Annotated in this window: 22 protein-coding genes and 1 pseudogene; 11 read left to right on the top strand and 12 right to left on the bottom strand. The window is 73.8% G+C overall.

Annotated features, from left to right (window positions below; translation table 11 throughout):
* The first annotated feature begins 65 nt into the window (after window positions 1–65).
* A complete protein-coding gene (locus IF09_RS48240; RefSeq protein ID WP_051832748.1) occupies window positions 66–935 on the top strand; it encodes a glycosyltransferase family 87 protein in 870 nt (289 codons plus the stop codon).
* On the opposite strand, the gene IF09_RS0123125 is transcribed toward IF09_RS48240, so the two are convergent.
* The 3 genes and pseudogenes from IF09_RS0123125 to IF09_RS0123115 form a co-directional block, all read right to left on the bottom strand.
* Entirely contained in the window at window positions 837–1,118 is a 282-nt protein-coding gene (locus IF09_RS0123125; protein ID WP_030298676.1) for a hypothetical protein, read from the bottom strand. The two genes, IF09_RS48240 and IF09_RS0123125, sit on opposite strands and share 99 nt — an antisense overlap.
* Before the next feature lie 90 nt (window positions 1,119–1,208).
* Entirely contained in the window at window positions 1,209–2,852 is a 1,644-nt protein-coding gene (locus IF09_RS0123120) for a DNA repair helicase XPB (RefSeq protein WP_030298673.1), read from the bottom strand.
* Window positions 2,853–3,090: 238 nt separating this feature from the next.
* Window positions 3,091–3,360 (bottom strand): annotated as a pseudogene (locus tag IF09_RS0123115) (HAD-IA family hydrolase); the annotation flags it as partial.
* Between the two features lie 104 nt (window positions 3,361–3,464).
* Here IF09_RS0123115 and IF09_RS0123110 point away from each other — a divergent pair.
* Window positions 3,465–3,935 (top strand): hypothetical protein, encoded by a 471-nt coding sequence (locus IF09_RS0123110; RefSeq protein ID WP_030298671.1) that lies wholly within the window; start codon window positions 3,465–3,467, stop codon window positions 3,933–3,935.
* 56 nt (window positions 3,936–3,991) lie between these two features.
* Here IF09_RS0123110 and IF09_RS0123105 read toward each other — a convergent pair whose 3' ends face one another.
* The 3 genes from IF09_RS0123105 to IF09_RS0123095 all read right to left on the bottom strand — a co-directional run bounded on the left by IF09_RS0123105 (window position 3,992) and on the right by IF09_RS0123095 (window position 8,659).
* Window positions 3,992–5,263 (bottom strand): LPXTG cell wall anchor domain-containing protein, encoded by a 1,272-nt coding sequence (locus IF09_RS0123105; RefSeq protein ID WP_030298670.1) that lies wholly within the window; start codon window positions 5,261–5,263, stop codon window positions 3,992–3,994.
* Between the two features lie 306 nt (window positions 5,264–5,569).
* Window positions 5,570–6,163 carry a DUF4291 domain-containing protein gene (locus tag IF09_RS0123100; RefSeq protein ID WP_030298668.1) on the bottom strand — a complete coding sequence of 198 codons (594 nt, stop codon included), beginning with the start codon at window positions 6,161–6,163 and terminating at the stop codon, window positions 5,570–5,572.
* Between the two features lie 42 nt (window positions 6,164–6,205).
* Window positions 6,206–8,659 (bottom strand): helicase C-terminal domain-containing protein, encoded by a 2,454-nt coding sequence (locus IF09_RS0123095; RefSeq protein ID WP_030298667.1) that lies wholly within the window; start codon window positions 8,657–8,659, stop codon window positions 6,206–6,208.
* Window positions 8,660–8,766: 107 nt separating this feature from the next.
* On the opposite strand from IF09_RS0123095, the gene IF09_RS0123090 reads away from it, so the two are divergent.
* Complete coding sequence (locus IF09_RS0123090) at window positions 8,767–9,762, top strand: hypothetical protein (RefSeq protein ID WP_030298665.1); 996 nt, start codon at window positions 8,767–8,769, stop codon at window positions 9,760–9,762.
* Window positions 9,763–9,883: 121 nt separating this feature from the next.
* Window positions 9,884–10,537, top strand: a complete 654-nt coding sequence (locus IF09_RS0123085; protein ID WP_030298663.1) for an HAD family hydrolase — start codon at window positions 9,884–9,886, stop codon at window positions 10,535–10,537.
* Window positions 10,538–10,562: 25 nt separating this feature from the next.
* Here IF09_RS0123085 and IF09_RS0123080 read toward each other — a convergent pair whose 3' ends face one another.
* Entirely contained in the window at window positions 10,563–10,814 is a 252-nt protein-coding gene (locus IF09_RS0123080; protein ID WP_030298661.1) for a hypothetical protein, read from the bottom strand.
* A 200-nt stretch (window positions 10,815–11,014) separates the two neighbouring features.
* Between IF09_RS0123080 and IF09_RS48235 the strand changes: the two genes are divergently transcribed.
* Window positions 11,015–11,398, top strand: coding sequence for a cold-shock protein (locus IF09_RS48235; protein WP_030012939.1), 384 nt, complete (start codon window positions 11,015–11,017; stop codon window positions 11,396–11,398).
* 71 nt (window positions 11,399–11,469) lie between these two features.
* On the opposite strand, the gene IF09_RS0123070 is transcribed toward IF09_RS48235, so the two are convergent.
* From IF09_RS0123070 to IF09_RS0123055, 4 genes are all read right to left on the bottom strand, one after another.
* Window positions 11,470–12,327 (bottom strand): 1,4-dihydroxy-6-naphthoate synthase, encoded by an 858-nt coding sequence (locus IF09_RS0123070; RefSeq protein ID WP_030298660.1) that lies wholly within the window; start codon window positions 12,325–12,327, stop codon window positions 11,470–11,472.
* The gene (locus tag IF09_RS0123065; protein ID WP_037635743.1) at window positions 12,317–13,042 is read right to left on the bottom strand and encodes a futalosine hydrolase; all 726 of its coding nucleotides are present in this window, start codon (window positions 13,040–13,042) and stop codon (window positions 12,317–12,319) included. The genes IF09_RS0123070 and IF09_RS0123065 overlap by 11 nt, the downstream gene beginning before the upstream one ends.
* Window positions 13,043–13,055: 13 nt before the next feature.
* Window positions 13,056–13,541: a hypothetical protein gene (locus tag IF09_RS0123060; protein WP_030298656.1), complete on the bottom strand. Its 486-nt coding sequence runs from the start codon at window positions 13,539–13,541 to the stop codon at window positions 13,056–13,058.
* A gap of 111 nt (window positions 13,542–13,652) precedes the next feature.
* Window positions 13,653–15,026, bottom strand: coding sequence for an MFS transporter (locus tag IF09_RS0123055; protein WP_030298655.1), 1,374 nt, complete (start codon window positions 15,024–15,026; stop codon window positions 13,653–13,655).
* 391 nt (window positions 15,027–15,417) lie between these two features.
* Between IF09_RS0123055 and IF09_RS0123050 the strand changes: the two genes are divergently transcribed.
* The 5 genes from IF09_RS0123050 (at window position 15,418) to IF09_RS0123030 (ending at window position 20,121) form a co-directional block, all read left to right on the top strand.
* Window positions 15,418–16,326 carry a DUF3027 domain-containing protein gene (locus tag IF09_RS0123050; protein WP_030298653.1) on the top strand — a complete coding sequence of 303 codons (909 nt, stop codon included), beginning with the start codon at window positions 15,418–15,420 and terminating at the stop codon, window positions 16,324–16,326.
* A 39-nt stretch (window positions 16,327–16,365) separates the two neighbouring features.
* On the top strand, window positions 16,366–16,584 hold the full coding sequence (locus IF09_RS0123045; RefSeq protein WP_030298651.1) for a hypothetical protein: 219 nt from the start codon (window positions 16,366–16,368) through the stop codon (window positions 16,582–16,584).
* Window positions 16,585–16,716: 132 nt separating this feature from the next.
* Window positions 16,717–18,204, top strand: coding sequence for a flotillin family protein (locus IF09_RS0123040; RefSeq protein WP_030298649.1), 1,488 nt, complete (start codon window positions 16,717–16,719; stop codon window positions 18,202–18,204).
* Between the two features lie 57 nt (window positions 18,205–18,261).
* Window positions 18,262–18,939 carry an RNA 2',3'-cyclic phosphodiesterase gene (thpR, locus tag IF09_RS0123035; RefSeq protein WP_030298647.1) on the top strand — a complete coding sequence of 226 codons (678 nt, stop codon included), beginning with the start codon at window positions 18,262–18,264 and terminating at the stop codon, window positions 18,937–18,939.
* A 192-nt stretch (window positions 18,940–19,131) separates the two neighbouring features.
* Complete coding sequence (locus IF09_RS0123030) at window positions 19,132–20,121, top strand: aldo/keto reductase (protein ID WP_030298645.1); 990 nt, start codon at window positions 19,132–19,134, stop codon at window positions 20,119–20,121.
* A 92-nt stretch (window positions 20,122–20,213) separates the two neighbouring features.
* Here IF09_RS0123030 and IF09_RS0123025 read toward each other — a convergent pair whose 3' ends face one another.
* Window positions 20,214–20,906: a GDSL-type esterase/lipase family protein gene (locus IF09_RS0123025; RefSeq protein ID WP_030298643.1), complete on the bottom strand. Its 693-nt coding sequence runs from the start codon at window positions 20,904–20,906 to the stop codon at window positions 20,214–20,216.
* A 76-nt stretch (window positions 20,907–20,982) separates the two neighbouring features.
* On the opposite strand from IF09_RS0123025, the gene IF09_RS0123020 reads away from it, so the two are divergent.
* Complete coding sequence (locus tag IF09_RS0123020) at window positions 20,983–21,990, top strand: membrane protein (RefSeq protein WP_030298641.1); 1,008 nt, start codon at window positions 20,983–20,985, stop codon at window positions 21,988–21,990.
* The last annotated feature ends 10 nt before the right edge of the window (window positions 21,991–22,000 follow it).

Raw genomic sequence — 22,000 nt, 5'->3', positions numbered from 1 at the left:
GCGCCGCGCAGCGGGCTGGCCGGATAGCGGCGGAGGGGGCGCGGTGATCCACTAGGGTCACGCGCGTGACCCGGAGCCACCATCCCAGCCCCCCGCCGTCGCCCCTGGCCGACGTGCTGGTCACGGGCCCGCTCCTCGTGCTCGGCGTGCTCGGCATTGCGCTGCGCATCCCGATCGCCGATGGCCTCGTCGACGGGTTCTGCGCCGCCGAGTGGCGCCCTCCCGCCGCGTACCCGCCGTTCGCGGCGATCCTGTTCACGCCGGCCGCCTGGCTGCCCGTCGGCGTCCTGAAGACCGTCTTCGTCCTCGGCAACGCCGGCCTGCTCGCCCTGCTGATCCTGATGTCCTGCCGCCTCGCGGGACTGCGGGCCCGGCCCGGGCCCGTCCTGGCCGCGACCATCGCCGGGCTGTGGGCGGAACCGCTGTTCCAGAGCCTGCTCGCCGGACAGGTCAACCTGGCGCTCGCCTGCCTGGTCCTGTGGGACCTGCGCCGGCCCCGCGCCGCGCTCGGCAAGGGCTTCGCGCTGGGCACGGCCGCCGGCATCACCCTGACCCCGGCGCTGTTCGTCCCGTACCTGCTGCTGACCGGCCGGATCCGGGCCGGGCTGACGGCGCTGGGCGCCTTCGCCGGGACCGCCCTGCTCGGGCTGCTCGTCCTCCCGCAGGCGTCCGCCGACTTCTGGGCCCGGCACCTGCCCGCCTCCGGCCGGGCCCTGCTGCTGGACTGGCCGCACCTGTGGGTCTGGTCCGTCCCCCTGCTCGCCCTCCTGGCCCGGTCGGCGACGGCCCGCCGCCCGGACCCGAAGCCCGGCCTCGTCCTGGTCCCCGTACGAAGGTCACCCCTCGGGCAGCAGGATGTCCGCGTCGTCGAAGATCCGCAGCACCACGAGCAGCAGGCGCCCGCGCGACACCATGTACTCGGCCACGATCTGTGAGGTCAGCCGGATCTCGCGATCCTGCTCGCCGGGCCCTATCGACTGGGACAGCTCGGTGTAGGGGTCGCGGGCCAGGATGTCGACGGCCTTGTCGAAGGACGCACGGCGCGCAGGGTCCAGAAGGTCCCGGGCCTGGCCCGCCGACTCCGTGTAGAGGACCTCGTAGATCTCCTGGTGCGGCATGCGCCCCTCCTTGCCGGACGTACGTCCCTGCCAGCGTAGTGCTCGCGCCCGGCACCACGCCCGGAGTCGGCCAGTCGGTCGGTCGGTCGGTCAGTCGGTCGTCAGGAGTTCGTCGGCGTCCATGATCCGGTAGGCGTAGCCCTGTTCGGCGAGGAAGCGCTGGCGGTGCGCCGCGAAGTCCTGGTCGATCGTGTCGCGCGCGACGACCGAATAGAACCGCGCCTCGTGGCCGTCCGCCTTCGGGCGCAGCACGCGGCCCAGGCGCTGGGCCTCCTCCTGGCGGGAGCCGAAGGTGCCGGACACCTGGATCGCGACCGTGGCCTCGGGCAGGTCGATGGAGAAGTTCGCGACCTTCGACACCACCAGCACGCTGATCTCGCCCTGCCGGAAGGCGTCGAAGAGCTTCTCCCGCTGCGCGTTCGAGGTCTCGCCCTTGATGACGGGCGCGTCCAGGTGCTCGCCGAGCTCGTCGAGCTGGTCGATGTACTGCCCGATGACCAGCGTCTGCTCGCCCCGGTGCTTGGCGACGAGCGCCTCGGTGACCTTCCGCTTCGTCGCCGTCGTCGCGCAGAAGCGGTACTTCTCCTCCGTCTCGGCGGTCGCGTACGCGAGCCGCTCCGACTCGGTGAGGTTCACCCGGACCTCGACACAGTCCGCCGGGGCGATGTATCCCTGCGCCTCGATCTCCTTCCACGGCGCGTCGAACCGCTTCGGGCCGATGAGCGAGAACACGTCCGACTCGCGGCCGTCCTCGCGCACCAGCGTCGCGGTCAGGCCGAGCCGCCGCCGCGCCTGCAGGTCCGCGGTGAACTTGAACACCGGCGCCGGCAGCAGGTGCACCTCGTCGTAGAGGATCAGCCCCCAGTCGCGGGAGTCGAACAGCTCCAGGTGCGGGTAGACGCCCTTCCGCTTCGTCGTCAGGACCTGGTACGTGGCGATGGTGACCGGCCGGATCTCCTTGCGGGTGCCGGAGTACTCGCCGATCTCCTCCTCCGTCAGCGAGGTCCGCTTGACCAACTCGTGCTTCCACTGCCGCGCCGAGACGGTGTTCGTGACCAGGATCAGCGTCGTCGCCTTGGCCTTCGCCATGGCCCCGGCGCCGACCAGCGTCTTTCCCGCGCCGCAGGGGAGCACGACCACGCCCGAGCCGCCGTGCCAGAAGCCCTCTACGGCCTGCTGCTGGTACGGCCGCAGCGCCCAGCCGTCCTCGACGAGGTCGATGGCGTGCGCCTCGCCGTCGACGTAACCGGCGAGGTCCTCGGCCGGCCAGCCCAGCTTCAGCAGGGTCTGCTTGATCTGCCCGCGCTCGGAGGGGTGCACGGCCACGGTGTCGGGGTCGAGCCGGGCCCCGACCAGCGGGGTGATCCGCTTGGACCGCAGGATCTCCTCGAGCACCGGCCGGTCGGTGCTGGTCAGGACCAGCCCGTGGACGGGGTGCTTGGAGAGGGTGAGGCGGCCGTAGCGCGCCATGGTCTCGGCGACGTCGACGAGCAGCGCGTGCGGGACGGGGTACCGGGAGAACTCGACGAGCGCGTCGACGACCTGCTCGGCGTCGTGCCCCGCGGCCCGGGCGTTCCACAGGCCGAGCGGGGTGATCCGGTACGTGTGGATGTGCTCGGGGGCCCGCTCGAGCTCGGCGAAGGGGGCGATGGCGCGGCGCGCGGCGCCGGCGAGCTCGTGGTCGACCTCGAGGAGGAGTGTCTTGTCGCTCTGGACGATGAGAGGCCCGTTCACAAACGTCCCTTTCCTGCGTGGGGTGGCTGCCCGGGCGCGGACGGCCAAACCTCCAGTCTGCCGTATCCGCCTGGCAGGGGGACAGCCATCGCCCCCGGCCGCGCACGAGCCGCCACGGGAGCCGCCGCTCACCGCACGACGGGGCCGAGGCCCGCCCGCCGGTCGTCGAGGCGCTTGCGGAGGGCGGGGACCACTGGCTCACGTCCTGCAGCTTCGCCTCCGCCGTTCGGGGAGCGGGTCAGGCAGCGTTGTCGACGAAGGCGAGGATGGCGGGGGCGGCCTCGCGCAGGGTGGGGAAGTGGCGGTGGGCGCCGGGCTCCGGGGCGGGGGTGTTGACGGTCCGGACCGTCATGCCGGCCCGCAGCCCGGACCGGACTCCGGACGGGGCGTCCTCGATCACCAGGCAGTCTTCGGGGGCGGCGCCGAGGAGGGCTGCGCCCGCCAGGTACGGGACGGGTGAGGGCTTGCCCTCCGCAACGGCGGCGGCGTCCACCGGGATCCCGGGGACCCAGCCCCCAGCTGCCCGCCGGCTTGCTGATCGGGCCGGACGGGCGGGTGCTGGCGGCCGGATGTCCGGTGCGCGCCCGCGGAGGGGCTGCGTAGGGTCGGCGCATGAGTGATGATCAGCAGCTGTTCGTACCGGGGGCCGACACGTTCGAGGTACCGCTCGGGTTCGAGGGGGACGGGTTCCGGCTCGAGCCGCTCGGGGAGGCGCACAACGAGCGGGACCTCGCCGCCTGGAGCGGGAGCATCGCGCACGTGCGGGCCACGCCCGGGTTCCAGGGGCGGGGGTGGCCGCCGGTCGAGGGGATGTCCGCCGAGGCGAACCGGGCCGATCTGGCACGGCACGCGCGGGACTTCGCGGACCGGAAGGGGTTCACGTACAGCGTCCTGGAGGGGGACGAAGTCATCGGCTGTCTCTACGTCTACCCGGGGAAAGAGGCGCCGGAGCGGGTGAGCGTCAGCTCCTGGGTACGGGCGGACCGGGCGCCGCTCGACAAGGTGCTGTACGAGGCCGTGACGCGATGGCTCCGTGACGTGTGGCCGTTCGACGCGGAACTCGTCGATTACGCCGCCCGGTGAGCACGGCGAAGGGGCCCGGCACGTGGTGTGCCGGGCCCCTTCCGTGGTGCGGGTGATCAGGCGCGCGTCGCGCGGCGGCGGCGGGCGCCGAGCCAGGCTGCGCCGCCGCCGAGAGCGACGAGGACGGCGGCCAGGCCGGAGTACAGGCCGGTGTTCGTGTCGGCGCCGGTCTGGGCCAGGGTGCCCGAGGCGCCGGTGGCCTTGGTGTTGGTGGTCGCCGCGGCGACCGCGGTGGCGGAGGACGAGGCCGACGGGGACGGGCTCGTGGACGGCTGCGTCGTGGCGGACTTGCTCGGGGTCGGCGAGGGCGACGTGGTCGCGGTGGCCGGGGCGATCTGGAACCTGGCCTCGGCGGTCGCGAACGCGAAGGTGTTGTCGTCGGCCGGACGGACCGGCGCGTACAGGATGGCGGTGGTCTCCTTCGCCAGCTTCGCGTTGGGGCCGACCTTGACGCGCAGGTGCACCTTGCGCTCGCCGGAGGCCTTGCCGAAGCCCTTCGCGATGTCGGGCAGACGGTAGCCGTCCTTCTGCGACAGGTCCTTCCACTGGCCGTCGACCTGCAGCTGGTAGCGGAGGTCGGCGTCCTCGGGGGCGCCCCCCTTGACCTGGTTCTCCAGGTAGGTGGCCAGGGCCGTGCCGAACTCGCCGTCACCGGTGGCGCGGTAGCGCAGGTCCATCTCGCGGCACTGGTACTCGGGCGTCTTGTCCTGGCAGGGGTTGATCTGGTCGAACCAGGTCTCCAGGGTGGGGGTCTTGACCGTCTGCTCGGCCTTGAAGACCAGGGTGGCGTCGCCGCCCTGCGCGACCTCGCCCTGGTAGCTCGTGGCGCGCAGTGCGAAGTCACCGTCGATGGACGGGTAGCTCTTGGTGAGGCCGATCGTGACCTTCCAGGTGAGCTTGGCGCCCGCCGGGATCTCGAAGCCCTCCCCGCTCTTGCCCGCCGGGTGGAACATGCCCTGCCACTCGCCGTCCTGCTGACCAATGAAGGAGTCGGTCGCCGGCGCCGTCACGCCCTCGACCTTGAAGATCACGTCAGCCTTCTCGAGCGGCTTGGAACCGGTCGGGGTGCCCAGGATCCAGGGGTGGAACGAGCTGGGCTTGTCCGTGGTGTTGGTGGCCGTCAGCTCGAAGGTCTCCGTCGCACCGCCGCGGGTCAGCGGGCCGCTCGGCACCGGGGCGCCCATCGTGATCTTCAGTGCGTGGTGGTTGTCCTCGGCCGGAGCGGCGTACGCCGACAGCGGCATGAGGACGGTACCGGCGACGGCGGCGACGACAGCGGTGGCGGCCGCGGAGCGGAGGGTGCGGCGGGTGGCGGTGCGAGCGGACATGGTGGACTCCCCCCAAGGAATCACGAAGGCAGGCGAGCAGCGCAGAGCGGTGGCAGCCGGCAGGGCAGACGGAAGAGGACGTGCGAGGTGCCGCGGCAGAGCGCCGGTGGCGGGTGGTGCGGGTTTTCGCTCCGGCGCCGGTTCTGCTTCCTCGGCCGCTTGCTGCGATGAACTGATCTTCACACATTGTGGATCACCGATCCATCGCCCGTCTGTCACCGCTCTGCAACAGGAACCGGAGACGCTCGCACCCCTTCTGAACTGGGAAAACGATGGTTCGCATTCCGCTTTCGCGGTGCGGATCCGCTACGCGCCCAAGTGCCCCAGCGGGGGCGCCGGATACGGCGTCTCCAGCGGCAGCAGCGTCCGCGCCGCGGCCTCGTCGCCGGAGCGGACCAGGCCGTGGATCTCGCGGGCCAGCGCGGTCACGTCGCGGATCGAGACCGTCCATTCGTCGGCGTACGCGCGCGAGGCCGGCCCGGACAGGCCCAGCTGGAGCGAGCGGTGGGCCAGCGGGTTCAGGTGCAGGTCGCGCTCCGGGTCCCACTGGACGCGGGCGGGGGAGTCGCGCAGGGCCTGCTGCCAGGCCTCCCGGTCGGTGTGCGTGCCGGGTTCGTAGTGGGACAGGCAGGCGTGGCGCAGGGCGTGGTCGAAGCCCTCGCGGGTGATCTCGACGGCCAGCACCGTCTCCTGGTCGGCCTTGGCGGCCCAGCCGCAGCGGTACATCATCCACAGGAACGACGGCTTGATCCATGTCATCCGCTCCCGCTTCCAGGCGGGCGGGAACCGGCCTTCGCGGGCCGCGGGCAGCCCCAGAGCGGGTGCGTACGCCTGGTAGACCGTCACCGTGGTGTCGGTGTGGGCGGCCCTGATCTGCCGGTGGTTGCGTGCTTCTTGCATGCGGCCAGGGTGCTCGGTGGGGACGCCGCGCCGCGAGCGGTTTTACAAGTGCTCCTCCGCCAGTTCCGCGACCCCCGTGATCCGGTGCAGTGCGTACGTCCTGACCTCGTCCGCCGTGTGGTCGTACCCGGTGACGAAGCCGCCCTCGACCCGGACCGGGTCGATGACCCGCTGGCTCGCCGCGCCGTCCGCGTTCACGTACCCGATCCACACCGCCGACCCGGTCAGCGCGGCCGCCTGCACCGTGGCCAGGGTCTCCGCCGCGCTCGTGCGGGGGAGTTCGCCCGCCACCACGGGTGCCGTCGCCGGCTCCTTGCGCACCGCCGTCGCCGCCAGGTCGCCCGCGCGGATGGCCCGTACGGCCGCCGCCAGCAGCGTCGCGTCCGGCACCGGCGGACCGTCCGGCACCGGGACCGGCGCCGAACGCGCCGGGGTGCGGTGGGCGTCGGCCCGCGCGACCAGTACGTCGCCGGTACGGGACTCCGCGGCCGGCGCGTAGCCCATCGCCCGCAACCCGTCGAGCAGGGCTCCCGGTTCGGCCTGCGCCGCCAGCACGGTCGGCGCGAGGCGCCGCAGCCCCAGTCCGGCGGACCGCTTGTCGGCCAGGATCTCGTTCAGCATGCCGTCGTCGTCGCAGCGCACGTACGAGGACGCCGCCCCGACCCGCAGGTGCCCGTGCCGCCGGGCCACGTCGTCGATCAGGTACGCCAGCGGCTGCGGGACCGGCGTGATGCTGTGCTCGGCGAGGAAGGCGTGCAGGTCGGAGGCCGTCCGCCCGGAGTCCAGGGCGCGGCGTACGGAGCCGGGCGTGAAGCGGTAGACGGTCGCCCCGCCCTTGGACTCCACGTCCGCGAGCACGGCCAGCACATCCCCGAGGGCCCGGCGCAGCGGCCCGGGCGCCACCGCCGTCAGGTCGGCCTGGAGCAGTACGTGGTCCACGGGCTCCGGGAGCAGCGGTGCCAGCAGCGGCGCCGGGTCGCGGTGCTCAAGGAGCGCGCGCCCGTGGGCGGCGAGCGCGCCGCGGCCGGTGACGCCGAGCACCTCGGCCTCGGTCAGCGTCCACTGGGCGAGGCGGGCGCGCAGCGCGCTCGTCCCGCGTACGGGGCGCTCCCAGGCGAGCCGGGCGAGGAGGGCGTCCGGGGCGGCGGAGCCCCCCTCGGGCAGGGCGGCGAGCAGCTCGAGGACGCGTCGGCGCACCTCGGGGGCGGCGGAGCGGTCGAGTTCGGGACCCAGCGCGGACAGGGTGCGGCCCTTGGAGTCCTGATCGCCGACCAGGCCTGCGGTGCGGGTGGCCGGCAGCCAGGCCACGGCGAGGGCCGACCAGCGCTCGGCGGGCGGGAGTTCGAGCCAGTCGTCGAACGCGGGGGTGGGCGCGTACCGCTCGTCCGCCTCCCCGTCGCTGGCCAGCAGCCCGGCCGCGTAGGCGAGTTCGATCCAGAACGCGGCCGTCGCCTCGGTGGCGTCCAGGGTGGCCGCGGTCCGCTTCAGGTCGCGTACGGACAGCCCGCCGGCCCGCAGCACCGGCGGCCCGGTGTGCTCCCAGGACTTCACCAGTTCCTCGACGGTGGACAGCGCCGCCAGTGCCTGCCCGGCCGCATTGGCGTCCACAAGCTGTGGACGGTGCTGACGGTCCGCGGGCACCGCCGGGGCCACCGGTTCCGTCACCCGGTGTGCGAGGCCGCCGCGCAGGTGCAGCGCCACCTCGCGGGGCAGTACGACGGTCCGCGCCGACGCCGGCAGCAGCAGCCCGCGGTCGCGCAGCCAGCGAACGGGCGCGGTCGGGTTCGGCGTGACCTCCCCGTACGGCGGCCCCCACACGAGCCGGCCGAGCACCTGGTGGGCCTCCGCCGGGGCCTCGTCCAGCAGCGCCGACATCCGCTCCGGGTCGGCGAACAGGCCGGTCAGCGCGGTCACGGCGGACACCGGGTCGTGCGTGGCGGGCAGCCCGGCGGCGGCCACGATCTCCTGGACCCGGGTCGGCGACATCCCGGAGGTGGCCTCGGCGACGGTCGGGCCGAGGCCGGTGGGAGAGGGCCGGCCGGCGGACGGCGCGAGCAGTTCGCGGGCGGTGCGGACCAGCCGGAGCCGCTCGTCGTCGCCCCAGACCAGCGCCTGGTCGCGGAGGGTGGCCAGGGCGCGCGGGAGTTCGGCGCGGGCCCCGTTGTCCTCGCCCGTGGAGCCCTGTTCGCCGGCCAGCAGCGACTCCAGCACCGGGTACGGGCACGGGTCCGGGGCCACCGCGAGGGCCTCCGCGGTCTGCAGGGCGAAACGGTCGAGCCGGTCCAGCGCGCGGACCACCGAGGCGCGGGTGCCGGCCCGGGTCGCCAGCTGGGTCATGTCGCCGGGCACCGGGCCGAGCAGGTCCGGGCGTGCGTGGAGCAGGGCGGCGAGGGATGCGTCGTCGCGGGCGCGCAGCGCCTCCGCGAGGGAGCGCGGTGCGCTGCTCGCAGTGGCGCTTCCCGCAGCGCTGCTTGGCTCAGGCACGGTCGCCTCCATGGTCGCGTCGGCCGGTCCCCATCCGGCCAACGGTATCCGCTGCGCCCTCGGCCGCTCCACGGGCGCACGCGCTACCTTTTCGAGTGGTGGTACGGGAGGAGCCGGGCGTGGGGATCGAGAGCGACCATCTGGTCTACGAATATCTGAGCCGGGTCGGGGACTTGGCGCAGCGGCGGCAGCTGTCCTCCGGGGACCGGATGCGCCTGGTGGCGGGGCTGCGGGACGAGATCGACCGTCGGCGCGCCAAGTACGAGCCGGAGACCCCGGCGGCCGTACGCCGCATCCTGGAGCGGATCGGTACGCCGGAGGAGGTCCTCGACGGCGTGGGCGCGTCCCCGGCCCCGGCGACGCCCGCCGCCACCCCCGACCGCGTACCGGCGGTGCCGACCCAGCGGGGGCCCGGCCGGCTGCGCCGCAAGACGGTCCCGCCGCCGCGCCCGGCGCAGAGCGCGCCCGCGCCGCCGCACCTGGCCGGGCTCGACGAACTCGGCTCCGACGGCGGGGCGGAGCCCGACTGGTGGCGGGTCGCCCCGGGGCCGTACGGCACCGGGCCGCAGGTGGAGGGCTTCGCGGGCGGGGTGGAGATCCCGGAGCTGTTCAGGAAGCCGGAAGAGGAGAAGCCGGAGCCCGCGGCGGGTCCGGCCGGGGCGCCGGCCGCCGAACGGACGTCCGGCGTCCGGGGCCTCGTACGGTTCCTGAAGCAGCGCCGGCAGGCCAAGTCGGCCGCGGCGGCCCCGGAGAAGGCGTCCGCGGCGGCCGCCGCCCCGCGCCCGAAGCCGCACGCCTTCCTGCTGCTGGCCGCGGTCGTGCTCGTGGCGGGCGCCGTCACGGGGTCCTGGCTGCTGCTGATCGGCGGCTGGCTGCTGGCGTACGCCTCGCGGGTGCTCGGGCCGACGGAGCGCAAGGTCGTCGTGTTCGGGCTGCCGGGGGCCGTGTTCGCGGGCGCGGTGGTGTGGCTGTGGGGCCGGCTCGAGGGGCGCTGGGGGGCGCCGCTCACGGACGAGGGCCTCGGCGGGGTGTACCAGGACATGTGGCCCTGGCTGGCCAGGGCCGCGGCCGTCGCCTCCGCGCTGTACCTGGCCTGGCGCGGCCGTCGCCGCTGAGACGCTGCGCGGGCGGGCTCCACGGGGACGGGCGCTGACATGTCACCAAATTTCACTGTCTGGTAAGGCGAGGCCAAGTCCACGTTCCCGGCCGTCCGCCCCGGCTCGGCACAATGGCCGTATGAGCTCCGAGATCCCCACCGTGCCCGCCGCGTCCGCCCAGCTGACCGTCGGCTTCGACCTCGACATGACCCTCATCGATTCGCGCCCCGGAATCAAGGCCGCCTACCAGGCGCTTTCCGCCGAGACGGGCACGTTCATCGATGCGGACGAGGCGGTCACGCGGCTCGGTCCGCCGCTGGACGAGGAGCTCGCGTACTGGTTCCCGCAGGCGGAGATCCCCGCCATGGCCGACCGGTACCGGGAGATCTATCCCACATACGCCATCGGGCCGACGCCCGCGATGCCCGGCGCCCGCGAGGCGATCGAGGCCGTCCAGGCGCTCGGCGGCCGCGCGATCGTCGTCACGGCCAAGCACGAGCCCAATGCCCGGCTCCACCTCGCGCACCTCGGCATCGAGCCGGACGCGGTCATCGGCTGGCTGTGGGCCGAGGCCAAGGCGGGTGCGCTGCGCGAGTACGGGGCGCAGGTCTACGTCGGCGACCACGTGGGCGACGTACGCGGCGCCCGTACGGCCGGCGCGCTGTCGGTGGCGGTCCCGACCGGCCCGTGCCCCGAGCCGGAACTGCGCGAGGCGGGCGCGGACGTGGTGCTGCCGGACCTCACGGCGCTGCCGCAGTGGCTCGCGGAGTTCGTCCGCACGCAGCAGGTCTGATCCGGGGCCGGGTCGGGGACAGCCCTTAGGCCTGGGAGGCGCGGGCGGCCCGGCGCTGGGCCGCCGCCGAGCGCAGCACACCCGCCGCCGAGATGGCGAAGCCGACGCCCATCAGCATGCACACGGCCCACGCGTACGACGGGAACGGGTCCGTGTGCAGGAACAGCGGGGCCATCGTCACGAGGGTGGCCACGGCGCCGACGATGAACACGATGCCGCCGGCGCGCACCAGGCCGTCGCCGGGCCGCGCTTCGTCGCAATGAGGAGTAACAGTCACTCCACCAGGGTAGTTCCCTGGCCGAAGCAGCCGACAGCACAGCCGACAGCGAAGAGCCGGCGAAGGACCGGGGAACGTCTTGTCACCTGTCGATCGCCCACTAGCCTGGATACGGCGGGTCACCATGACCCGCTGCGCTGTTGTCCGGAGCCGCTGTGCGGCGTTCCGGACCCCGACGAGCACAAGGACAGAGGACGGACGTGCCTACCGGCAAGGTCAAGTGGTTCAACAGTGAGAAGGGCTTCGGCTTTCTCTCCCGCGACGACGGCGGTGACGTCTTCGTCCACTCGTCGGTGCTCCCGGCCGGGGTCGACGCACTCAAGCCCGGCCAGCGCGTCGAGTTCGGCGTCGTCGCCGGACAGCGCGGTGACCAGGCGCTTTCCGTGACGGTGCTGGACCCGGCGCCCTCCGTCGCGGCCGCGCAGCGCCGCAAGCCCGACGAGCTGGCCTCGATCGTGCAGGACCTCACGACCCTGCTGGAGAACATCACTCCGATGCTGGAGCGCGGCCGCTACCCCGACAAGGTGCACGGCACGAAGATCGCCGGCCTGCTGCGCGCGGTGGCCGACCAGCTCGACGTCTGAGCCCGTGCGCACGACGGTGCCCCGGCCTTCTCAAGAGGGCCGGGGCACCCTCGTACCCGCCTGAAAGGGCCTCAGGGGAAGGCCAGCGCATCCGGTGCGATGGCCGGTACCAGACCCTCGGCCGCGGCCCGCGTCAACAGCCCGCGCACCGCCGCGTACCCGGCATCGCCGAGGTCGGCGGTGAACTCGTTGACGTACAGCCCGATGTGCTGGTCGGCGACGGCCGGGTCCAGCTCCTGCGCGTGGGCGCGGACGTACGGGCGCGAGGCCTCCGGGTCGTCCCAGGCCATCCGCACCGAGGTACGGGCCGACTCGGCCAGCGCGTGCAGGGTCTCGGCGCCCAGCGAGCGCTTGGCGATGATCGCGCCGAGCGGGATCGGCAGCCCGGTCGTGGACTCCCAGTGCTCGCCCATGTCGGCGAGGCGGTGCAGCCCGTAGTCCTGATAGGTGAACCGGGCCTCGTGGATGACCAGTCCGGCGTCCACCCGGCCGTCGCGGACGGCCGGCATGATCTCGTGGAACGGCAGGACGACGACCTTGCCGACGCCCTGCGGGAGCACGTCCGCCGCCCACAGCCGGAACAGCAGGTAGGCGGTGGAGCGTTCGCTCGGCACGGCGACGGTCTTCCCGGCCAGGTCCACGCCCGGCTCCCGCGTCAGGACGAGTGGCCCGCACCCGCGTCCCAGTGCCCCGCCGCAGGGCAGCAGCGCGTACTCCTCCAGCACCCACGGCAGCACGGCGTACGACACCTTCAGCACGTCCAGCTCGCCGCGCTCGGCCATGCCGTTGGTGATGTCGATGTCGGCGAAGGTGACGTCGAGGCCGGGCGCGCCCGGGACGCGCCCGTGGGCCCAGGCGTCGAAGACGAAGGTGTCGTTCGGACAGGGCGAATAGGCGATCTTGACCGCCTGGTCCGGCTCACGACTCATGTCGGTGCTCTCCCCAATGGACGAGTACGGGCCCCAGGGCGCGGAATCCGGCGGTGAGCGCGGCCAGCGCGTCCCCGATCCGCCAGGCGTCGCGGTCGCGGGGGCCGACGGCGTTGGACACGGCGCGGATCTCCAGCACGGGCAGCCCGTGCGCGGCGGCCGCCTCCGCGACCCCGAAGCCCTCCATGGCCTCGGCCCCGGCGAGCGGATGCCGGGCGGCGAGCAGGGTCGCGCGGCCGGCGGTGCCGGTGACGGTGGACACGGTCAGCACGGGCGCGAGCAGCGCCCCGGTGGCCTCGGCGGCGCGGGCGGCGAGCTCGGCGGGCGGCAGGTGCACGCTGTGCCCGAAGCCGAGCTCCTGTACGTCGAGGAAGCCGTCGGGGGTCTCGGCCCCGAGGTCGGCCGCGACGAGTGCGTCGGCGACCACGAGGGAGCCGACGGGGGCGGCGGGCGCGAACCCGCCGCCGACGCCGGCGGAGACGACGAGGGAGTAGTCGGCCAGCGCGAGCGCGGTGGCCGTGGCGGCCGCGGCGGCGGCCGGCCCCACCCCGCCGACGAGCACGTCGGCGGCGAGGCCGGGCAGATCCCGCCGGGAGAGCAGGTATCCGCCGGGAAGGGCGCGCGGCTGCGGTGTCACCGGGTCCGGATGAGGGGTGAGACCGGCGGCGACGGAGTCTGCCTCCGCCGCCACCGCGGTCACGATGAGCGCGCGCACCGTCGGTACGGGGCTACTTGAGCTTGACGTTGTAGGCCCAGACGGCGAGCGGCTTGCCGTCCTCGCCGACCTGGACGATGTTCAGCTTCTTGGAGGACGGGGCCTCGCCCTGGCCGCCGGTGGCGAAGATGTCGGCGCCGGGGAAGCTGCGGTAGGTGTTGGAGGAGGGCTCGGTGATCGGCTGGCCGTCCAGGACCGCCTGCCACCGCTTGCCGTCCTCGACGACTTCCGGCTCGACACCGAGGCGCAGGGTGTCCCCGCGCCCGTACTCGATGGTCTTGGCGTCCTTCATGTCGGTGAGGCACTCCTGGACCTTGTCCATGGAGAGCTCCTTGTCGTCGGAGCAGGCGGCCTCGGTGGACACCGACGACGTGCCGACCGTCACGGTCGCCAGCGGCGTCGGCTTGTCGCAGGCGGAGAGGAGGAGGAGGCCGGCGGACACGGCTCCGAGGGCCGCGACGCTGCGGCGGCCCCTACCCGAGAAAAGCGGTGCGGTCATGAGCCGAAGGCTATCGGGCCACCCAGCTCCGCCGCCGCACGGGGGTCCCGCGTGGCCTGCGGCGCGGCGTGGCGCCCTCCGGGCGGGGCCGGATCAGCGCCCGGCCCGGCCTTACGCCACTCGGGGGCGGGGGGAGCCCGGATGGTGGTGGCGGGGCGAGGCGAGGAGGCCGCGGAAGGCCATCGCGGTGCCCGCGGCGACGATCGCCGCGGCCACGGCCATCCCCAGTACCCCGTTCAGCGGCAGCGCGATGCCGATCGCGCCGCCCAGCACCCACGCCACCTGGAGCAGCGTCTCCGACCGGGCGAACGCGGACGTCCGTACCGCCTCCGGCACGTCCCGCTGGATCATCGCGTCCAGCGACAGCTTCGCCAGGGCCTGGCAGAACCCGGCCGTGGCCCCCAGTACCGCCATGAACAGCCCGCTGAAGAACACCGCCGCCAGGACCGCGACCCCCAGGGTCACCGACAGCACCGCCGCGATGATCGTCTCCGGCGCCCGGGCCCGCAGCCAGGCGCCCACCGCCGTCCCGCACGCGTTCCCGACTCCCGCCGAGACGCCCACGATGCCCAGCGACACCGCCGCGCTCTGCCCGGCGAGGGGGTGCTCCCGCAGCAGGAACGCCAGGAAGAAGATCAGGAACCCGGACAGTCCGCGCATCGCCGCGTTCGCCAGCAGCCCGCACAGCACCGACGGGCTGACCGTGCGCAGCCCCGGTCTGCGCGAGTGCGGCTCGTGCGTGGACAGCCGGGCCCGCCGCTCGCCCTTCGCCTCGTCCACCTTGTGCGGCAGCGTGAACGCCGCGAACGTGCCCCCGATGAAGATGGCGCAGGCCCCGTACAGCGGCCACGGCGGCCCGATGGTGTGCAGCCCCGCCGCGACCGGCGCCGCCGCCGCCGTGGCCAGCAGGCCCGCCAGGGTGACCCGGGAGTTCGCCTTGACGAGTGAGAAGTTCGGCGGGAGCAGCCGCGGCACCACCGCACTGCGGACCACCCCGTACGCCTTGGACGCGACGAGCACGCCCAGCGCCGCCGGATAGAGCTCCAGCCCGCCCGTGGCCACCGCGCCGGACATCATCACCGCGAGGAGCGCCCGCGCGAGCATCGCGACGGCCATCGCGGCCCGCCGCCCGTGCGGCAGCCGGTCCAGCGCCGGGCCGATCACCGGGGCCAGCAGGGTGAAGGGGGCCATCGTGATCGCCAGGTACAGGGCGACGCGGCCGCGTGCCTCGTCCGTGGGGACCGAGAAGAACACCGTCGAGGCCAGCGCCACGGTGATCATCACATCGCCGGCGCCGTTGATGGCGTGCAGCTCGATCAGCTTGCCGAGGCCCGATTCGCCGGCCCCGTGCGCGTGCGTGGCCCGCCGGATCCCGCGGGCCGTACCGGTGAAAGGGCGCCGCAGGGCACGCCCGACGGCCCGGCCGGCCCGTCCGGCCGGTCCCGGGCCGTCACGGGACGACCGTAGGGGTGCCACACTCGACATAGTGCCCCACGGACCCCGCCGGGTCCCGTCCCGGCGCGTTACGGGCGCCCGTCAGGTCGCCGTCGGGCCGCTGTCCGGGCGTGGTCCGGAGGGTGCAGGAGCGATGTCGGCGCGCGGGCTTGTCCGCGAATCGGACCTTGCATGTGGGCCCAAGGCTTCGAAGGAGGTAGCGTGCGTAGCGCGCCACCGGCGGTTGCTCTCGGCCGCGCGCCTCTTCGCGATCCCGCAGAATGGATAGCAGGTAGGTGCGCCCGAGGCCGATCGGGTGCGGACGTCGACGCGGCCCTCTGGTCCGCTCCGCCCGCGCCACGTACGGACAGGACCGACGGGTCGTTGTGGACGACAGGACGGACGGCGCACTCGTGAGACGGCGTAGGAGAGAACGAGACCTGTGAGTGCTGCGACGACGCGAAGCCGTACCCCCGACCGCCTGTGCGCCGAGGCGGTAGACCTCGCCCGCGCGGCGGCCGAGGAAGCCGCCGCTCCCGGAGTGGTGGGCGAGCACGTCTCCGCCATCGCGGAGGGCGACCGGGTCGTCACGCACTTCTTCGAGTGCAAGGACCCCGGCTACCGGGGCTGGCGCTGGGCCGTCACCGTGACGCGCGCCTCCCGCGCCAAGAACGTCACCCTCGACGAAACGGTGCTCCTTCCCGGCGACGACGCCCTCCTGGCCCCCGAGTGGGTGCCGTGGAGCGAGCGACTGCGCCCCGGCGACATGGGTCCCGGCGACCTGCTGCCCACCGACGCCGAGGACCTGCGGCTGGAGCCGGGCTGGTCGGGCGACGACGTACCGCCGCCGAACTCGGTGGTCTCCCCCGAGATGGCGGAACTGGTCGAGGCCGAGGACGCCGACGTCACCGACCGCACCGTGGTACCCCTACGGGGTTCCATCACCTCCGTCGCCGAGGAACTCGGCATGCGGCGCGCCCGCGTCCTGTCCCGCTACGGCCTGCACAGCGCCGCCGACCGCTGGGACGAGGGCTTCGGGGCCAAGACGCCGATGGCGCAGGCGGCGCCCGCCTCCTGCGTCTCCTGCGGCTTCCTCGTCGCCATCGGCGGCTCGCTCGGCCAGGCCTTCGGCGTCTGCGCCAACGAGTTCGGCCCGGCCGACGGACGCCTCGTCTCCCTCTCGTACGGCTGCGGCGGCCACTCCGAGGCCGCGGTCATGCCGAAGCCGCTGCGCCCGGCGCCGCCGGTGCTCGACTCGATGGCCTCGGACGAGTTCCTGCTGCGCCCGGCCCCCGACACGGGCTCGGTCCCCTCGACGGACCTCCCGGCCGCGGACCTCGGGCACTCGTAAAGCCGCACCGGCCCCAGCAGGGCGGCGTACCCTCGCCACATGGGGGAAGACGGCATGGTGGGGCGGGACGGCCGGGTGACCGGGACGGTGGGTCCGGGCCTGGTGGGCGAGGTCATCGTCCGCATCCGGGGCGGCGCGGAGCACTTCCTCGCGCACCCGGCGCCCGGGACGGGCCGGCTGCCGGTCGGCACGGTCGTGACCGTCGTCGAGTACCTGCCGCCGCGCACGGTGTACGTGATGGCGGCGTACGACAACTGAGCCCCGGCGTCACCTGCGCGGATGTGGTTCGTATCAAGATGGCGACAAGAAGGCGCGAGCGTCTTCTTAACGGCCCGGGACAGGAGCACACTCGCCCTCGTCAGTGTCGAACGGCACTGCGATAAGGGGGCGTTGCCGATGGCCATCGGCGTCGTGGCGGGAATCGTTCTCGCCGCAATCCTGGCTTTGATCGGGCTGTTCAAGCTCATGTGGCGGGTGGCCGAACCGAACGAGGCACTCGTCATCTCCGGCTCCACGCACCGCACCGAGGGCATCGGCGAGGGCATGGGGTTCCGGATCGTCACCGGGCGCGGAACCCTCGTGGTCCCCGGCGTCCAGGCGGTACGGAAGCTGTCGCTGGACCTCAACGAGACCCAGCTGAACGTGGACTGCGTGACCCACCAGGGCATCCCGCTGCGCGTGAAGGGCGTCGTGATCTTCAAGATCGGCGACGACCTCGTGTCCATCGCGAACGCGGCGCGCCGCTTCCTGGACCAGCAGAAGATGATGCCCGAGCGGGTGCACATCGTCTTCGCGGGCCATCTGCGGTCCATCGTGGGCGGGTTGACGGTCGAGGACATGATCCGCGACCGCGAGAAGCTCACCGGGCAGACCCGGGCGGCCTGCGGCACGGAGATGGAGAAGCTCGGCCTCATCGTCGACTCGCTGCAGATCCACGAGATCGAGGACCCGACCGGATACATCAAGAACCTGGCGATGCCGCACGCGGCCGCCGTCCAGCGGGACGCGCGCATCGCGCAGGCCGAGGCGAACCGTTTGGCCACCGAGGCCGAGCAGACCGCGTTCGCGCGGATGGCGGAGGCCACCCGCGACAGCGAGATCCTCCAGGCCGGCTACCAGGCCGAGCGCGACAAGGCCGCCGCGACCGCCCGCCAGGCGGGCCCGCTCTCGGAGGCGGCGGCCCGCCAGGAGGTCGTCGTCCAGGAGACCCGGGTCGCCGAGCTCGAGGCGCACCGGCGCGAGCAGCAGCTCCAGGCCGATGTACGCAAGCCCGCGGACGCGGCGGCGTACGAGACCCGCACCCGGGCCGAGGCCGAGCGTGACGCCCGCATCTCGGCGGCGCAGGCCAAGGCCAAGGAGACGGAGCTGGCGGCCGCAGCCGAGGCCACGCGCGTGACGACGGCGGCGACCGCGGACGCGGCGGCCACCGAGGCCAGGGGGCTCGCGGCCGCGAAGGCCACCCGGGCGACCGGTGAGGCCGAGGCCGCGGCCACCCAGGCGAAGGGCCTCGCGGTGGCGGCGTCGGCGAAGGCGAAGGGACTCGCCGAGGCCGACGCGATCAAGGCGCGGGCCGCCGCACTGGCCGAGAACCAGGAGGCGGTGGTCGCGCAGCAGCTCGCCGAGAACTGGCCGGCGATCGTGGAGGCGGGCGCGGGTGCCTTCGGCAACGTGGAGCACATGGTCCTCCTGAACGGCGCGGAGGGTATGTCGGAGATGTTCGCGAAGGCGCTGACCATGGGCGGCACCGGGCTGGGCCTGGCCCGCCAGCTGCTCGCGTCGATGTCCCCGCCGGCCGCCCCGGGGGCCGCCCCGGGCACCACGCCGGTGAACGGCAGCGCGGCATCCTCGTCCCACCAGATCCCGATCGCGGAGGCGTAACCCGTTGCCCGGCGCGAGTCTGACCCACACGGGTTAGGCTCGCGCCATGAGGCTGTCATGAGGCTGTTCGCCGCGGTGATGCCGCCCCGGGAGGCCGTCGACGAGCTCCGCGAGGCCGTCGAGGCCGTCCGGGACGCCCCGCCCGTCGGGGACGGCCCGGCCCTCGGGGACGGCCCGGCCCTCGGGGACGGCCCGGCCCCCGGGGACGGCCCGGCCCCCGGGGACGGCCCGGCCCCCGGCCACGGCCGGCCCGGCGGGCGCGACCGGCTGCGCTGGACCGGGGAAGCGGGCTGGCACTTCACGCTCGCCTTCATGGGCGAGGTCCGGGACGAGCTCCTGCCCGACCTGTACGCCCGCCTGGCCCGCGCCGCGCACCGCACCGACCCCTTCTCCCTCCGCATCCACGGCTCCGGGCACTTCGGCGAGCGCGCCCTGTGGGTCGGCGCCGCCGGCGGGCTCGACCAGATGCGGATGCTCGCCGAGCGCGCGGACGCCGCCGCCCGCCGGGCCGGGATCCCGATGGACCAGCACCGCCGGTACAGCGCCCACCTCACCCTGGCCCGCAGCCACGGCGGCACCGACCTGCACCCGTTCCTGGAGGCCCTCGCGGGTTTCGAGGGCACGCCCTGGCAGGTCGGGGAGCTCAGCCTGGTCCGCAGCAACCTCCCGCCCGGCGGAGCCCCGGGAGAGCAGCCCCGCTACGAGGTCCTCGAGGCCTGGCCGCTGGGCGCTTGACCCTCGGTACGGGAACGGCGGAGGACCGCGTTACGCTCGACGGGTGGATCCCAAGACCCGAAACCGCGTAATGGCCGGTGTACTCGTGCTGATGTTCGTCGTCGTGGCAGTGGCGGCCGCCGTAGGCCAGTAGCTCCGGCCCGCGCGGGCCCCCTTGCCTGGAGTGGGCTCCAAGCAGTTGGCTTGGGGGCCATGAAGTACACACAGCTGGGACGCACCGGACTCAAGGTCAGCCGACTTGTACTCGGCACGATGAACTTCGGTCCGCAGACAGACGAACCCACCAGCCACTCGATCCTGGACACGGCGCTCGCCTCGGGTCTGAACTTCGTCGACACGGCCAACGTCTACGGGTGGGGTGAGAACAAGGGCCGCACCGAGGAGATCATCGGCACCTGGTTCGCCCAGGGCGGCGGCCGGCGGGACAAGACCGTGCTGGCCACCAAGGTGTACGGGAACATGGCCGGCGACGGCGACCCGTGGCCCAACCACGACAAGCTCTCGGCGCTGAACATCCGCCGGGCCGTCGAGGCCAGCCTCAAGCGGCTGCAGACGGACTACATCGACGTCTACCAGTTCCACCACGTCGACCGCCGGACCCCCTTCGAGGAGATCTGGCAGGCCGTCGACGTGCTGATCCAGCAGGGCAAGGTGCTGTACGCCGGGTCGTCGAACTTCCCCGGGTACAAGATCGCCCAGGCCAACGAGACGGCCGCCCGGCGCGGCTCGGTCGGGCTGGTCAGCGAGCAGTGCCTGTACAACCTCGCCGAGCGGCGCGCCGAGATGGAGGTCATCCCGGCGGCGCAGGAGTACGGGCTCGGGGTGATCCCGTGGTCCCCGCTGCACGGCGGGCTGCTCGGCGGCGTCATCAAGAAGGAGGTCGCGGGCGGCCGCCGCGCCGAGGGCCGCTCGGCGGACGCGCTGGCCAACACCGCGGTGCGGGCGCAGGTGCAGGCGTACGAGGACCTGCTCGACAAGCACGGCCTGGAGCCCGGCGAGACGGCCCTGGCGTGGCTGCTGACCCGGCCCGGGGTGACGGGCCCGATCGTGGGTCCCCGTACGGCGGAGCAGCTGGAGAGCGCGCTGCGCGCGCTCGAGCTGGAGCTGTCCGAGGAGGTGCTCACCGGCCTGGACGAGATCTTCCCCGGCCCCGGCCCCTCGCCCGAGGCCTTCGCCTGGTGATCCGGTAGCAACACGGTGTACGGCCGCCGCATCCCGGTGATGCGGCGGCCGCGCCGCGCGGCGCGGGGCAAGTGCCGCCGGGGGAACGGGTGTCAGCGGTCCGTGGCGGGGCGGTAGGGGCCGCCGATGCCCCAGGCCTGGTGCAGGACCGCCGCGAACTCCCCGGCCAGCCGGTGCTCGCCCGAGGCGTTGGGGTGGGTGCCGTCGTAGGTGTCCTGGTGGATCTCGTACGAGGCCGGGCGCGCGGCCAGCAGGATCGGCGAGGCCTCGGTCGACAGGTCGGCGACGGCCTTCGCGAGGAGCTCGTTGAACCGGGCGACCTCGGCCGCGAAGGGTGCGTCGGACTCGGCCCGGACGTTCGGGATGACCGGGAGCAGGATCATCCGGATGCCGGGCCGGGCGGCACGGGCCTCCGCGACGAAGCGGCGGGCATTGGCCGCGGTCTCCTCGGCGCCGGTGTAGAAGCCGAGGTCGATCAGGCCGAGGGAGACGAGGAGTATGTCGGCCCCGCCGGAGCGCACGGCGGAGCCGATGAGCGGGGCCATGTGCTGCCAGCCCTCGCCCCAGCCGGCGAGGTGGCGGCGGGCGGGCTCAGGGAAGCCGGGGTCCGCGTACGCGTGGCTGGTCGGCTCGTTCGCGGAGGTGTCGAACAGCTCGCAGCGCGGGCCGACGATCTCGTACGGGCCGCCGAGGGCGGCATCGAGGTGCTGCCACATCCGGTAGCGCCAGGTGTAGTCGCCGGCGCGTCCGATGGTCATGGAGTCGCCGACGAACATGAAACGCATCCGGTCATCATCGCGGATCACGCGCCGGGAGCCCCTGTGATGCCGGACACGCGGGGCGGGCTGGCACGCTTGGGGTATGCGCCTGCTGCCGTTGACCGCCGTCATTGCCCTTGCCGTGCTGCCGTGTTCGGCCGCCGCGGCCGCCCAGACCCCGGCCTCCGGGCCGTCGGGGTTCACGATCGCCGATCCGCGGATCAAGGAGTCGAGCGGGCTGGCGGCGAGCCGGATCCATCCGGGCGTGTACTGGACGCACAACGACAGCGACGACGGCCCGTACGTGTACGCGGTGGACTCGGCGACCGGCAGGACCGTGGCCCGGGTGACGCTGACCGGGGTAGGGACCCCGCGGGACGTCGAGGCGATCTCGCTGGGCCCGGACGGGCAGCTGTACGTCGGGGACATCGGAGACAACCTGAACGGGAGCTGGGACCACGTCTGGGTCTACCGCTTCCCGGAGCCCAAGCAGCTGGCCGATGTCACGGTCAAGGCCGAGCAGTTCACGGTGAAGTACGCGGACGGGGCGCGCAACGCGGAGGCGCTGATGGTGCATCCGGTGACCGGCCGGGTGTACATCGCGAGCAAGAGCGAGGACAAGGGCGGGCTGTACGAGGGGCCGGAGAAGCTGTCCGCGTCGGGGCCGAACGTGTTCCGGCGGGTGGCGGACCTGCCGTGGGTCACCGACGGGGCGTTCTCGCCGGACGGCGGCCGCCTGACGCTGCGCGGCTACTTCTTCGCGCGGACCTACCCGTGGAAGGACGGGAAGCCGGAGGGCGAGGGCGAGCGGGTGGACGCGCCGTGGCAGGGGCAGGCGGAGTCGGTGACGTATGCGGCGGACGGGTCGACGCTGATGTTCGGCTCGGAGGGTGAGTCGAGCCGGGTGGTGGCGGTTCCGGTGAAACCGGCGTCCGGTGGCTCCCCCACCCCCGCGAAGCCGGGCACGACTCCGGCCGCCGGGGCCCCCGGCCCTGCGGACGAGCAGGGCGGGGGCAGCTTCACGAAGGGCGCGGCCGTGCTGGCCGTGGGCACGGTGCTGGTGCTGGGGGCCAAGCGGCTCTTCCGTCGCCGGCCCCGAGGGGACTCCTGACCGGCGTCCG

This window comes from Streptomyces katrae (assembly GCF_000717655.1).
Lineage (GTDB): Bacteria > Actinomycetota > Actinomycetes > Streptomycetales > Streptomycetaceae > Streptomyces > Streptomyces katrae_B.
Note: the sequence above shows the minus strand (reverse complement) of the source record. Positions and strands in the feature narration are given on the sequence as shown.